Origin of the sequence: Clostridium sp. AM43-3BH (genome assembly GCF_003479985.1) — a bacterium.
Classification (GTDB): Bacteria; Bacillota; Clostridia; order Lachnospirales; family Lachnospiraceae; genus Otoolea; species Otoolea fessa.
Genome location: NZ_QUIH01000001.1, coordinates 720665 through 735591 on the forward strand (window position 1 = coordinate 720665; position 14927 = coordinate 735591).

Below are 14927 nucleotides of genomic sequence, written 5' to 3' on the forward strand. Positions count from 1 at the left end.
CTATTTAACTTTTCAAGTCGAACGTCCGTGAGACTTGGCGCGTCATTCTGGTCGGCGAAGCTGACATATTCCTATCAGAATCACTGTGCATCCTCGCGGAGCGTTTATCTCAGTCGGAGACAAGGCTTCCACTGAGACAAATTTGCTATTACTCACCACCTGAAGAGGTAGGAGTCTTCTCGACTGAGATAAATAGCTGATTTATTAAGTATACAATACTTTTCCCCTCATGCACACCCATTTTTTCCAAATCCCATTATAAAAATTTAAAGATTCGTTACTGTTCACACATGTGTGCCCAGTAACAGGCTTTTGCCGATGCTTCACATTCCAAATCGGCAAAAGCTGTAGCCAGAACTGTATCTTACGGAATTTTCAGTTCAGAAAATTCCCACCTGTGAACAATTACCAAGATTCCATTTCAGATAAAAAAGAATGTTCCTTGACGCATCACGCGGAGCATTTTTTGTGTCTTAGGACGAAGTTTCCTATGGCACAAACAAAAACTGCCGTTCCGGACAGAGTCAGCCATCGTTTTTTAAACAGCCTCTCCGCCACTGGGCGGCAGTTCTTACTTTTATCAGTTTTAATTTTCTATTTCACGGATTCTCTGAACAGATTTCTTTATTTCGCCTGGATATATCCCTGTGCGGTCAGAAGCTCTGCACACAGTACCGCACCGCCGGCTGCGCCGCGCAGTGTGTTGTGGGAGAGACCTACAAACTTCCAATCGTAAACTTTGTCTTCTCTCAGACGGCCAACAGATACGCCCATGCCCTTCTCATAGTTGACATCCAGCTGTACCTGCGGACGATTATCTTCTTCCAGATACTGGATGAACTGCTTCGGCGCGCTCGGAAGCTCCAGTTCCTGCGGAAGTCCCTTGAAATTAACCAGCTTCTCGATCAGCTGCTCTTTGGTTGGTTTCTTTCTGAACTTTACAAATACGGCTGCTGTATGTCCGTCCAGAACCGGTACACGGATGCACTGGCAGGTGATCACCGGCTCGGATGCTTTCACGATCTCGCCGTCCTTGATCTCGCCCCAGAGACGAAGCGGCTCCTGCTCGCTCTTCTCCTCCTCACCGCCGATGTATGGGATGATGTTGCCTTCCATCTCCGGCCAGTCTTTGAACGTCTTGCCAGCTCCGGAAATTGCCTGATACGTCGTAGCTACTACCTCATATGGCTCAAATTCCTTCCATGCAGTCAGAACCGGTGCATAGCTCTGGATGGAGCAGTTCGGTTTTACCGCTACGAAGCCTCTCTTGGTTCCCAGACGTTTTTTCTGAAACTCAATTACCTTAAAGTGCTCCGGATTGATCTCCGGTACTACCATCGGAACATCCGGTGTCCAGCGGTGTGCGCTGTTGTTGGAAACAACCGGTGTTTCTGTCTTTGCATACGCATCTTCAATCGCACGGATCTCTTCTTTTGTCATATCTACGGCGCTGAACACGAAATCAACTTCGGATGCTACCTTCTCGATCTCGTTTACGTTCATAACGGCCATCTTCTTCACACACTCCGGCATCGGGGTCTGCATTTTCCAGCGTCCGCCGACTGCCTCCTCATATGTTTTTCCTGCAGAACGCGGGCTTGCTGCCAGCGCAGTAATCTCATACCACGGATGATTTGCCAGAAGCGTGATGAAACGCTGACCTACCATACCAGTTGCTCCCAGAATGCCTACACGTAATTTCTTTTCCATGTTCATCGTTTTTCTCCTCTTCTGACAGCGGCTTTTTCAGCTTCTCATGGCAGGATGGAGTTTGGATAGGAAGCTCCTGCTCTGCAACACGTTTTCACTCTGCCGCTGTAATTCTTGTCTATCCTATAACAAAACAAACAAAAAATCAACATTTTTCCGCAAGAAAAATACATTTGTACGTCACTCACGGACATTTGATAAATTTATAACGTCTGTCACGGATTTAACGATGTTTTAACTCAAAATAGGTTCTTCTAAGCTAAGTATTCCGCTGCAGCCTTCTCAATCCCATCCGGGTACTGCGTCCGGTAGCTCTCAAAATCAAGCCCCCTTGCCGCAATCTCTTTTCCAAGTTTGACTAAGAACGACGGAATCTCGCTCTCAAACATCGTGCCAAGCTCACGTCCCATCGTCTCTTTTCCCTGTACCTCATTTCCGCCCAGATAAAATACAAATGCCGGCTGTGCCTTGCCATCTGCCATCCGCACGCCGCCGCGGAATCCCATCGGTCCGGTCTGGTGGGTACCGCAGGAAGACGGACATCCGGAAATATGAATCTGCGGAAGTGCGCCGTCCGGGATCTGTGCCTCCCCGACCGCCTTTACACACGCCTGTAACAGAGCCTGCGAATCGCGTGCACCAACCTGACAGATCGACGCACCGATACAGCTTACCGATGTCTCAAACTTTGTCTGAGCCGTCTCCTTCGTCGCCTCCAGAATCTTCTCTGCTTCTGCTCCGGTCAAATTGATGATATACGCAGTTTCATCCGGTGCCAGGCGAAGCTCTGTGCCGTCAATCGTCTGCATCAGTTCTCCCAGGGCTGCCAGCGTCTCCGGGCGCGGCTGTCCGCCAATCGGATGCCAGATAACCGTATAAAGTCCCGGCTGTTTCTGCTCCAGCACACGTTCTCCCGACGCGCTGCTTCCATCGCCTGTTTTGCTCTGCTTTTCTTTTATTCCTGCCGCTGCCATCACTTCCTCGCGGGAAAGATCCAGCTGCTCCCCGGATGCCAGTACCTCCTGAAGCTTCTCCTGATACGCCTTCCGGTAATTTTCCGCTCCGCCGAGCGCTTCCTGCATATACCGGGTACGCGCTTTTCCGCGGTTTTCGTAATTGCCATATGCCCGGAATGTCAGCCACATCGCCTTAATGTAATAAAGAATCTTCTCCGGCGCAACGCCCTCAGCAACTTTAACGCCAAACTGCGGATTGTTTCCCAGGCCGCCTGCACTGTACACATCAAATGTTCCGTCCGGACAAGCCGCAAATCCCAGATCGCGGTAGGTCGCGTGCGTCACATTCGCCGGTGAATTAGAGAAACAGACCTTGAGCTTGCGCGGCATCTTTTCCGCATTGATAAAGGTCATCAGATATTCGCCCGCCGCCTTCGCCCACGGCATAACGTCGAAATATTCGCCCTCTTCCACGCCGGAAAGCGGAGAACACATCACATTTCGCGGAAAATCCCCGCCGCCGCCCATCGTCACGATCCCGGCATCGAGTGCCTGCTCCATCAATTCACAGACTGATTTCTCATCCAGATTGTGAAACTGCACGCTCTCACAAGTCGTAAAATGTACCATATTTACCTGATATGCACGGATTGCCTTTGCGATAAATGCAAGCTTCTCCTTCGACACACATCCTGCCGTCATACGCAGACGCAGCATGCTCGCCGCGCCGCCTTTCTGTGCATAACTGCCGTAACGTCCTGAAAAGCCCTTATATGAGCCCTTATCCATCTTTCCTGCATAAAAATCCCTCGTTTTTTCACAAAACTCCGGAAGATCTGTTTTCCACTCCTTTGAAGCAATTCCTATCATTTTTCTCTCCTGTTTTCTCTTCAAATGTTACTGGACACGCATACGTGTCCAGTAACGGAATTTGCCGTGGCTTCGCATTTAAATACGGTAAATTCCTGCTGCCACCACGTTTTCTTACGGCACTTTCGGTTCCAAAAGTGCCTAACCATAAACAGTAACCTTCAAATTCTACTTTTACCAGCTTAGCTCTTACACCAGATCCAGCGCCACTTCCATCATATTGGTAAACGTCTTCTCGCGTTCTTCAGCCGTCGTCGCCTCTCCGGTCACTGCCGAATCCGATACGGTCAGGATACAGATCGCATTTGCGCCCGCATAGGCAGCGTTGCTGTAAAGTGCCGCCGACTCCATCTCCACTGCCAGCACGCCCATCTGCGCCCAGGTAGTTCCGGTCGGCTCAAGCGGTGGGTTGTAGAACATATCGGAACACAAAATATTACCGACATGATATTTTAAATTTCTCTTTTTCGCAGACTCAACCGCCTTTTCCAGCAGCTCATAGCTACACACGCAGGAATAATCCCCCGGCAGGCGGAACTGTTTTACATAGTTGGATGTCGTACAGGAGCCCATCGCAAAAATAAGCTCGCGCACCTTTACCTCCGGACGCAGCGCACCGGCAGTTCCGATCCGGATCAGATTCCTGCATCCATAAAAATGAATCAGCTCATACGAATAAATTCCCATCGACGGACAGCCCATGCCGGTTCCCATGACAGACACGCGTTTGCCCTGATAATAGCCGGTATAACCGTACATATTTCTCGTTGTATTGAACTGTTTTGCATCCGTCAGAAAATGTTCTGCGATATACTTTGCCCGCAGCGGATCGCCCGGAAGCAGAATCGTCTCCGCAATCTCGCCCTGCTTTGCCCCGATATGAGGGGTCGGTGTGTTCTGAAGTTCAGCCATATGAAATACCTCCTTTTTTCGTAAATGTACTCTCGGAATCTTTCTGTTTGATTCTAGCTTCTCGCCCGGCTTCCCTTGCCATCGCGGTGCCCTATTTTCAAACGGCTCAAATGAACCGGTTTTTCTTTATACATAACGATCGGATCGTCCTCAGTGCCGTCCAGCAGATGGATTGTCTCCAGCGACTCGGTACGCCCCAGCTTGATGCCGCGCACACCTTTCGCATTCTTCTTCATCTCCGATATCTCCTCGATCGGGAATCGCAGGAAGATACCGCTGGTCGTCTGGATGACCGCCTCTTTCATGCCGTCCGCCGGCTGTACCGAGAGAAGCATATCATTCTCCTGCAGCTTGGTCGCCGCCACTGTTCGGTTATTTGTCTCAAATTCCCCGCCGGGCACGATCTTAATCATCGCATCCTTCGTTGCAAATAATAGCTTCTGTCCCTTTAACTGCGCCGCATTCACCACACAGACCGGACGTTCTTTGGTGGCATCAAATTTACTCAGGTTATCGATCGGCACCCCCTTATCGCGCAGCTTTCCAAAGGGAATCTCAGTCACCTTCACCTGATGGAATGCACCCAGATCTGTAAACAATCCTATCTTATCCGTCGTATGGCACGGCAGTACATACACATTCTCCGTGTCCACTGTCTCCCGGTTCCGCTCGTAGATCGACGGTTCCAGAATCTTGCAATAACCAAACTTGTCCAGCACGAACACGCCCGGTCTGGCGCTCTCCGCCGCCTCGTCATACACTGCCTCGCGTCCATCCTCGATTTTCGTCCGGCGTTCCACTGCAAACTCTTCCTTGATTGACTGCAGATCTTCTTTAATCACCTCGTCCATCGCCTCACGGCTGCCGAGAATCTTCTGGTATTCTTTGATCTTGCGAAGTGTCTCTTTGTACTCCTTCTGCAATGCCAAGATCTCCAGGCCGATCAGTTTATAGAGACGCATTTCCAGAATCGCAGATGCCTGTTTCTCCGTAAAATGAAGCTTCTTGGCATCTTCCTCAAATCCCGGTGTGCGGAACTGGATTTTGGAAATATCGCCCTCCATCAGGCAGGCTTTCGCATCTTTCAGATTCTTCGAACCACGCAGGATCGCGATAATCAGATCGATGCAGTCGCAGGCTGTGATCAGACCTTCCTTGATCTCCTTCTTCTCCTGCTCCTTTTCCAGAAGCACCTGATACTTGCGGGTATTATTTTCATACTGGAAATCCAGATAATTCTTTAAGATTCCCTTTAAATTCAGCGTCTCCGGACGTCCATTCGCGATCGCCAGCATATTGACACCGAACGTATCCTCCAGTTTTGTCTTTTTATACAAAATATTCTGGATTTTCTCAATATCCGCGTCTTTCTTGAGTTCCAGAACAATCCGGATTCCTTCTTTATTCGATTGGTTGGAAATATCCACCACATCGGCAAGTTTCTTGGACTCAACCAGATCTGCGATATCCGACAGACATTTATTGATGCCAGCGCCGATCATCGTGTACGGAATCTCCGTGATCACCAGCTTGTCCCGGTCAGAACGGCGTTTTCCAAGCTCCACCTCCATCCGGGCACGCAGTTTGATGCGCCCCGTTCCTGTCTCATAGATCGCCGGAAGTTCACTCTTATTCGCAATGATGCCGCCGGTCGGGAAATCCGGTCCCTTTAAGACGCTCAGAAGCGCTTCCGTCTCCATCTCCGGCTGATCGATATACGCCATCACCGTATCGATGACCTCGCCCAGATTGTGCGGCGGAATGCTGGTGCTCATGCCGACCGCAATTCCTTCGGCACCGTTGATCAGCAGATTCGGCACGCGGACCGGCAGAACCTCCGGCTCTTTCTCCGTCTCATCGTAGTTCGGCACAAACCGGACGGTCTTGTCCAGATCCTTTAAATACACTTCCTCCGCAAACTTCTGGAGACGCGCCTCCGTGTAACGCATCGCCGCCGCCCCGTCGCCCTCGATGGAACCAAAGTTTCCATGTCCGTCTACCAGCGGCATTCCCTTCTTAAAGCTCTGGGAAAGCACGACCAGCGTCTCATAGATCGAACTGTCGCCGTGCGGGTGGTATTTACCCATCGTATCACCGACGATACGCGCCGATTTCCGGTGCGGCTTGTCGTGCCCCAGATGCAGCTCCCCCATATCGTAAAGGACGCGGCGCTGTACCGGTTTCAAACCATCCCTCGCATCCGGGATGGCGCGGGCCGTGATGACACTCATCGAGTAGTTCATATAGCTGCGCTGCATTTCCTCTGAATATTCTGTCGTAATGATCGTTTCAGCCATTCTATTTTCTATCTCCTAAATTCCTGTCATATACTTTCATAATCGTAACTGTTCAGTGCCTTCACAGTTACTCATAATCTTTCTATTAAGCATCTATCTCCGCCTCATCCGCGTGATCGTAGATAAACTGCCGTCTCGGCGGCACGTCGCTTCCCATCAGCATCTCCGTGATCTCCGACGCCATCCGGGCATCCTCGATCTCCACACGCTTGAGCACACGGTTCTCCGGGTTTAACGTCGTCTCCCAGAGCTGTTCCGCATCCATCTCGCCCAGACCTTTGTAGCGCTGCAGGGTAAATTCCCCTGTGTGGGTTCTGCGGTAGCGCTCCAATGCTTTCTCATCGTATAGATACTCTTCTTTTCCCTTTTTCGGAATCACCTTAAATAACGGCGGCATCGCAATATATACGTGCCCGTTCTGAATCAATTCCGGCATAAAACGGTATAAGAAAGTCAGAAGCAGCGTATCAATATGGCTTCCGTCCACATCGGCATCCGTCATCAGGACGATCTTGTGGTAACGCAGCTTCGCAATATCGAAATCATTGCCATATCCTTCCGAAAAGCCGCAGCCGAACGCATTGATCATCGTCTTGATCTCGGCATTCGCCAACACCTTGTCCATCGAAGCTTTCTCCACATTTAAAATCTTGCCCCGGATCGGCAGGATCGCCTGATAGCGGCGGTTTCGTCCCATCTTGGCTGAACCGCCCGCGGAATCTCCCTCGACAATGAAAATCTCACACTTCTCCGCCTCGCGGCTCTCACAGTTTGCCAGCTTTCCGTTGCTGTCAAAGGAAAAACGGGATTTCGTCAGCATATTGGTCTTGGCGCGTTCCTCTGCCTTCCGGATCTTTGCAGATTTCTCCGCACAGGCGATGATCGCCTTCAACACCTCTAAATTCCGATCAAAATAAAGCTGCAGCTCGTCCCCTGTCACGCTGAACACCGCTTTTGTCGCATCGGCACTCGCCAGCTTTGTCTTAGTCTGCCCCTCAAAGATCGGATCCGGATGCTTGACCGCCACAACCGCTGTCATGCCGTTTCTCGTATCCGGTCCTGTAAATTTTGTATCTTTTTCCTTCAGGATTCCCAGCTCTTTCGCATAGCTGTTGATCATCTGGGTAAAACGCGTCTTAAAGCCCGCCAGATGCGTGCCGCCCTCCTGTGTGAAAATATTGTTGCAGAAGCCGAGTACATTTTCCTCAAATGCATCGACAAACTGGAACGCCACTTCAACCTCGATCTGGTCGCTGACGCCCTTAAAATAAATCGGATCATGAATCGGCGTCTTCGTGCTGTTCAGCTCGCGCACATACGCCACGATGCCGTCCGGCTCCGAATAAGTCACCTTTTCAGCCTCGCCTGCCCGCTTATTCTCATAAAGAATCGTCAGCTTCGGGTTCAGATATGCCGTCTCATGCAGGCGGCTCTTGAGCCAGTCCGCCTTGAACCGCGTTTTCTCAAAAATCTCCGGATCCGGCAGGAAATTGATCTCCGTTCCGGTCTCTCTTGTCTTTCCAACCACCGGCAGAAGACCATCGATCAGTTCAACCGTCGGGATGCCGCGCTCATACGCATCGTGATGGATCTGTCCATTTTTATATACATTGACCTCCAGATGCGCTGAGAGGGCATTGACAACCGATGAACCGACACCGTGCAGACCGCCGCTCGTCTTGTACGCATTGTTGTCAAACTTGCCGCCCGCGTGCAAGGTCGAGAGCACAATCCGCTCCGCTGCCATACCCTTTTTATGCATCTCCACCGGAATACCGCGTCCATTGTCCCGGACGGTGCAGGAGCCGTCCGCCTCCAGTGTCACGCGGATCTGGGAACAGGCACCCGCCAGGTGCTCATCGACCGAGTTGTCCACGATCTCATAGATCAGGTGATTCAGTCCCTTCGTTCCCACACTTCCTATATACATACCAGGACGCTTACGGACAGCCTCCAGCCCCTCCAGGACCGTTATGCTGTCCGCATCATACTGTGTTTTACCCATAGATTCATTCCTCCTGTGCCCGACCTGGGAATAATATTGGCTGCCATTTACACGTGTGATGCAAACGGCAGCTTTTATTTCACAGGTCAAGCTGATTTCTTCCACTTATAATACGTATTTATTTTATGACTTTGAAATCATGCAAATAGAACATTCTAACTCTCTGGCATCACACCCGCCAGCCATTGTTTTATAGACTTTTCATTAGCGAAAAAGTAGTAAACCGTTCTCATTTACTATAAAATATTAGTAACTGTTCAGTACCTTCACAGTCACACGCAAAAAACCATTAAAGATTGCCTGCGGCAATGGGATTTTTGCCTGCTGGTCCATGTTTTCGTACGGTCAGCGCAGTAAATGCGCGGACCTACTGAACAGCTACAAATATTATTACATAAATTCAAAAATTTTGCAACGCATTTTTCAGAACAAATGTTCGCTTTTTTCAGACAACCGGATTCCATGCCAGCACTGCCTGCTTTCTTTTATCCCAGCGCCACATCCAGAATCATCATCAACACAAATCCAACCGCAAATCCGATCGTTCCCATATCGGAATGACTGCCCTGCGCCGACTCTGGAATCAGTTCCTCCACAACCACGTAAATCATCGCCCCTGCTGCAAGCGCCAGGAGAATCGGCAGAACCGGTTCCAGATAGCGGTACGCGGCGATCGTCGCAAGCGCCCCGATCGGCTCGACGATACCGGAGAGTGTTCCCATCGCAAATGCCTTTTTCCGACTCATCCCTGACTCACTCCGAAGCGGCAGGGAAATGATCGCTCCCTCCGGGAAGTTCTGAATCGCGATTCCAAGCGAAAGCGCCAGCGCCGCTGCAAGCGTGATACCGCTCTTTTCTGCTAAGAATCCGGCAAATACCACTCCGACCGCCATGCCCTCCGGGATATTGTGAAGTGTGACCGCCAGAACCAGCATCGTCGTCTTCTTGAGCCCGCACACATGCCCCTCCGGCTCATCACTTCCCAGATGCAGATGCGGGATCACACGATCCAGCAAAAGCAGCATCAGAATACCCACCATAAAACCAATGGATGCCGGCAGAAATGCCAGATGCCCCATCGCTTCGCACATATTCATCGACGGAATTAAAAGTGACCAGACCGACGCCGCCACCATCACCCCCGATGCGAATCCCAGAAGCGTTTTCTGGATGATCGGCTTTAACTCATTTTTCAAAAAAAAGACGCAGGCTGCTCCCGCCGTCGTACCGACAAACGGAATCAAAACCCCAAGAAGCGTATTTTGATCCATATTCATTCCTTTCTTTTTCTTTTTAAACATCTGAACGGTTCTTTTCCCGGAACCTCGTTTTTTTTCTTCTATTTCTCTTTGATGTACCGGGTCGTTCAAAGAAGTCATCTCAAGTTCCTCTGATTGAATATTCCTATTGTAGCATATGCGCCTTTCTTTTGCACGGTTCCTTTTTATCATTAAGCGGTTTCATCCGCCAATCCCGGCTCAAATCCGATTCAAACAACCCTCTGTTTATACATCGGCATTCTTTCATATGTTTCTCGTTTGCAAACGTCTTTCCGCAAACAAAAAAAGAGAACCAAAAATCAGGATGTCCCTAATTTCCAGTTCTCTTTTCATTCTTTGAATACAATGATTTATCACTTTTTAATTTATTTCTGCTCAGAATTCTGTTTAATAAACTCATGAACATCGTTTACGCTTAAATTGCTCTCTTCGATCGCATCCAGTAATTCGCTTAATTCAGCTTTACGAATCTCAGCCGCTAATTCCTTTTTCTCTGCTTTCAGAGCTTTAACGGTTTCTTCTAATTTAGCCAGCTTCTCTTCTACCGCTGCCAGCTTCTCTTTGTTTACTTCTAATGCAGAACGTTTCGGTCCTCTCGGCATAATACATACCCCTTTCGTTTTCTTTGAGAATAGCACAAATCTCTTATTTGTGCAATATCGATTCGTTTAAAAACCAAGTTTTTCATCAATCCGAGTAATCTCCATTTCAATAAAACGCATTTTTTGATAATATACTTCCTTTTTGAATCTCTTTTGAATGACTTTCTCTCTGGACAAATTTCTTTTTCCTTATTATAATATCAGATTGTATCCAAACGCAAGAAAAAAGGAGTTTGTATGAGTGCTTCCAATACACAGAACGATTTTTCCAAAGGAAGTATCGTTAAAAATATCATGAATCTCGCGATCCCGATGACGTTGGCGCAGCTTATCAATGTCCTGTACAACATCGTTGACCGCATCTACATCGGACGCATACCCGATCATGCCACCCTGTCTTTGACCGGCATCGGGCTTTCGCTGCCGATCATCACGCTCGTCATCGCATTTGCCAACCTGTTTGGCATGGGCGGCGCGCCGCTCTGCTCAATTGAGCGCGGACGCGGGGATATCAAAGAAGCCGAGGCGATCATGGGAAATTCCTTCTCCATGATGGTTATTTCCGGTATGCTTCTGACCGTACTCTGCCTGATATTCCGCAAACCAATGCTGTATCTGTTCGGAGCCAGCGACGCTACTTATCCATATGCGGACGCCTACATTACAATCTATCTGCTCGGCAGCCTGTTCGTGATGGTCGGACTCGGCATGAACTCGTTCATCAATTCACAGGGATTCGGGCGCATCGGCATGATGACCGTCCTTTTGGGCGCTGCCGCCAATATCCTGCTCGACCCGATTTTTATCTTTATGCTTCACATGGGAATCCGCGGCGCGGCGCTCGCCACCATCCTGTCGCAGCTTCTCTCTGCCATCTGGATTCTGCGGTTTTTAACCAGTGACAAAACAATTCTGAAACTGAGACGTTCTTCGATGCGCCTTTCCGCACGGAGGGTCCGGAAAATCGTCGGACTCGGTCTGTCCGGTTTCACGATGGCGATCACCAACTGCACCGTCCAGATCATGTGCAACGCAACCTTACAGGTATACGGCGGCGATCTCTACGTCGGTGTTATGACCGTTATCAACTCCATCCGTGAAATTGCAACTCTTCCGGTAACCGGCGTTACCCACAGCGCTCAGCCGGTGCTCGGTTTCAATTATGGGGCAAAAGAATACGGCCGCGTTAAAAAGGCAATCGTCTTTACCTCTTTTATTGCAATTTTATATACGACCGGTATCTGGCTGATCGTCGATGGTTTCCCAGCATTCTTTATCCGCATTTTTAATCAGGATGCAGAACTCATTGCGGCAGGTATTCCGGCGATCCGCTTATACTTTTTCGGATTCTTTATGATGTCGCTCCAATTCTCCGGACAGTCGATTTTCGTCGGTCTGGGAGAATCAAAAAAAGCGATCTTTTTCTCTATTTTCCGAAAAGTAATCATCGTCGTTCCGCTGACAATCCTGCTACCAGGTATGTTCGGAATGGGCACCAACGGCGTATTCGCCGCCGAACCAATTTCCAACTTTATCGGCGGAATTGCCTGCTTTGGAACGATGCTTTTTACCATCTGGCGGAAATTGACGAAACTGCAGAAACAGGAAGCAGTTTAAAATATATCGCACAAGCCTGTAAATAAAAAGCAGCTGTAAAACAGATATTTCTTTGAATTTCTTTATCTGTTTTATAGCTGCCTTTTTATTTATACTTTTTTGCGGCGGTTCTGCGTCCTTATTATATTATCACGACTTCTTTTTATCTATTTCCTTTTTCATCGAATATCCGCTTAATTATTCCGTTGTCTCATACGCATACAGAATCGTCCGAGCATTGTCAAATTCATAGCTGCACGTTACAAAAGAATAGAGACGTACAATTGTCCCCCTCGATCGGGGCTTTTGCACTCGCGCCCAATATCATCTGTGCAGATCCTCCTCCGGTGTGCTGATCGGTGCAATGTTATAATTTTCCACCAGATACTGCAGCACATTCGGAGAGATAAATGCCGGAAGGGACGGTCCGAGGAGAATATTTTTGATCCCCAGATGAAGCAGTGTCAGCAGGATACACACTGCTTTCTGCTCATACCAGGAGAGCACCATGGAAAGCGGCAGATCGTTGACACCGCAGTCAAATGCTTCTGCCAGTGCCACCGCAACCTTGATGGCGCTGTAAGCGTCGTTGCACTGTCCCATATCCATTATTCTCGGAAGACCGCCAATCGTACCCAGATCCAGATCATTGAACCGGTATTTGCCGCAGGCAAGGGTCAGAACAATGCTGTCTGCCGGTGTCTGCTTTACAAATTCGGTATAATAATTGCGTCCCGGCTTGGCACCGTCACATCCGCCGACCAGAAAGAAATGTTTGATGGCTCCCGATTTAACGGCATCGATGACCGTATCCGCCACTGAAAGAACCGCATGGTGGGAAAATCCAGTCATGACTGTTTTGCCGCCGTTTATGCCTGTAAAATGCATATCCTCAGGATAACCACCCAGTGAAAGTGCCTTTTCAATAACCGGCGTAAAATCTCTCTCTTTGCCGATGTGTACCATTTCCGGATAAGATACGACTTCCGTCGTAAACACCCGGTCGGCATAGCTCTTTTTCGGAGGCATCAGGCAGTTCGTCGTAAAGAGAGCCGGAGCCGGAATATCTGCAAATTCCTTCTGCTGGTTCTGCCATGCCGTGCCGAAATTGCCCTTCAGGTGAGGATACTTTTTCAGTTCCGGATAAGCGTGCGCCGGAAGCATTTCACCGTGAGTGTAGATGTTGATGCCCTTATCTTTCGTCTGCTCAAGGAGCTGTTTTAAATCGTATAAATCATGGCCGCTGATAACGATAAACGGGCCTTTCTCCACGGTCAGAGACACCTGCGTCGGAACAGGATTTCCATAAGTTTCGGTGTTGGCTCGATCCAGAAGCGCCATGCACTTGAGGTTGATTTCACCCACTTCCAGGACAATCGGAAGCAGCTCGTCCATGCCCCAGTCATCCATGCCAATCGCAAAGAGCGCCTTAAAAAAGAAGCGATTGATCGTGTCATCGGTATATCCCAGAACGGCCGCGTGGTAAGCATACGCCGCAACGCCGCGGATTCCGAACAAAATCAGCGATTTCAGAGAACGGACATCCTCGTCTGCCTCCCAGAGATTATTCATATCATAATTGTTATTTTTGCCGCAGGAGACCGTGCACACGAAACAATCAGGCACCAGGCGTTCTCTCTCTTTTTCAACCCGCCGGATCAATTCAGTGATGGTGTCATTGTTAAAATTCACATTTGTTACCGTGGTAAACAATCCTTCCAATACAAGCCTGCTGGTATCCCCGGTAATCAGGTATTCATTGCCTTCCGTCGCTCTTGCAAGGCCAATCAGCGCACCCGTCAGCTTATCCTGCAGCCTGGCGGTGTCCGCTCTCTTGCCGCACACACCGGCATTGCCGGTACAGGCCGTACAGCCTGCCGTCTGCTCACACTGGTAACAAAACATTTTCCGCTCCATACTTTATAACTCCTTTTCGTTGTTCTGCAATCAACTGCCATTATTTCTAACCTGCGGCACCCTCACGTTCAAGAACACATTCGCGCACTTCCAGGCTGCCGGCTTTTTGTCTTTCTCAGCTTTACAAGCGTATTATAAAAAAATACCGGCAGAAATTCAGTTGTTTTTACAACGAAACAGAATTTTAAGTTCAAAAGAATATTTAGCCGTAAAAATACCGACCTCCAATCGTTAGATTTTTAGGTCTAACATTTGGAAGTCGGTACATAGATGGAATCTTTTCTTTTATTTCTGTCTCGCCTTAAACGCCCGGTCAATCTCCCGCTTCGCATCCTTTTTCGCCAGATCATCTCTCTTATCATACAGCTTCTTACCACGTGCCAGACCAATCTCCACTTTTACGAGACTTCCTTTAAAATAAACCTGCAGCGGTACCAGCGTGTATCCTTTTTCTTTGATCTTCGACATCAGGCGGCGGATCTCCAATTTGTGAAGAAGGAGTTTCCGCACACGCAGCGGATCTTTATTAAAGATATTTCCCTTCTCATATGGACTGATATGCATGCCGAATACATACACCTGACCGTCGCTCTCGATCTTGATAAATGCTTCCTTGATGCTGCATTTACCCATGCGGATCGATTTAACCTCGGTGCCGAATAACTCGATCCCGGCTTCGAATTTATCATCAATAAAATAATCATGGTAGGCTTTCTTATTGTTCGCCACCATCTTGATTCCTGCTCCCATTTTAATTCCTCTTTCCCTCTCTACTTTTTACA

10 protein-coding genes are annotated in these 14927 nt (G+C 48.9%); 1 reads left to right on the forward strand and 9 read right to left on the reverse strand.

The window, feature by feature from the left end; all coding sequences use genetic code 11:
* Positions 1-624 precede the first annotated feature (624 nt).
* The 7 genes from asd to DW931_RS03125 all read right to left on the reverse strand — a co-directional run bounded on the left by asd (position 625) and on the right by DW931_RS03125 (position 10632).
* On the reverse strand, positions 625-1710 hold the full coding sequence (gene asd / locus DW931_RS03095) for an aspartate-semialdehyde dehydrogenase (RefSeq protein WP_118468829.1): 1086 nt from the start codon (positions 1708-1710) through the stop codon (positions 625-627).
* 254 nt (positions 1711-1964) lie between these two features.
* Entirely contained in the window at positions 1965-3455 is a 1491-nt protein-coding gene (locus tag DW931_RS03100; protein WP_243036897.1) for a nitrite/sulfite reductase, read from the reverse strand.
* 270 nt (positions 3456-3725) lie between these two features.
* Positions 3726-4448 (reverse strand): purine-nucleoside phosphorylase, encoded by a 723-nt coding sequence (deoD, locus tag DW931_RS03105; RefSeq protein WP_118468746.1) that lies wholly within the window; start codon positions 4446-4448, stop codon positions 3726-3728.
* Positions 4449-4501: 53 nt separating this feature from the next.
* Complete coding sequence (locus DW931_RS03110; protein WP_118468748.1) at positions 4502-6745, reverse strand: DNA topoisomerase (ATP-hydrolyzing); 2244 nt, start codon at positions 6743-6745, stop codon at positions 4502-4504.
* A gap of 85 nt (positions 6746-6830) precedes the next feature.
* On the reverse strand, positions 6831-8750 hold the full coding sequence (locus tag DW931_RS03115) for a DNA gyrase subunit B (protein WP_118468750.1): 1920 nt from the start codon (positions 8748-8750) through the stop codon (positions 6831-6833).
* Positions 8751-9235: 485 nt separating this feature from the next.
* Positions 9236-10051 (reverse strand): ZIP family metal transporter, encoded by an 816-nt coding sequence (locus tag DW931_RS03120; RefSeq protein WP_243036899.1) that lies wholly within the window; start codon positions 10049-10051, stop codon positions 9236-9238.
* Between the two features lie 344 nt (positions 10052-10395).
* Positions 10396-10632 (reverse strand): hypothetical protein, encoded by a 237-nt coding sequence (locus tag DW931_RS03125; protein WP_022360338.1) that lies wholly within the window; start codon positions 10630-10632, stop codon positions 10396-10398.
* A 237-nt stretch (positions 10633-10869) separates the two neighbouring features.
* Between DW931_RS03125 and DW931_RS03130 the strand changes: the two genes are divergently transcribed.
* Positions 10870-12249 (forward strand): MATE family efflux transporter, encoded by a 1380-nt coding sequence (locus DW931_RS03130; RefSeq protein ID WP_118468752.1) that lies wholly within the window; start codon positions 10870-10872, stop codon positions 12247-12249.
* A gap of 303 nt (positions 12250-12552) precedes the next feature.
* On the opposite strand, the gene hcp is transcribed toward DW931_RS03130, so the two are convergent.
* Together hcp and smpB are read right to left on the reverse strand one after the other, a co-directional pair.
* Positions 12553-14145, reverse strand: a complete 1593-nt coding sequence (hcp, locus tag DW931_RS03135; RefSeq protein ID WP_182426653.1) for a hydroxylamine reductase — start codon at positions 14143-14145, stop codon at positions 12553-12555.
* Positions 14146-14430: 285 nt separating this feature from the next.
* A complete protein-coding gene (gene smpB, locus DW931_RS03140) occupies positions 14431-14895 on the reverse strand; it encodes an SsrA-binding protein SmpB (RefSeq protein ID WP_022358767.1) in 465 nt (154 codons plus the stop codon).
* Positions 14896-14927 lie beyond the last annotated feature (32 nt).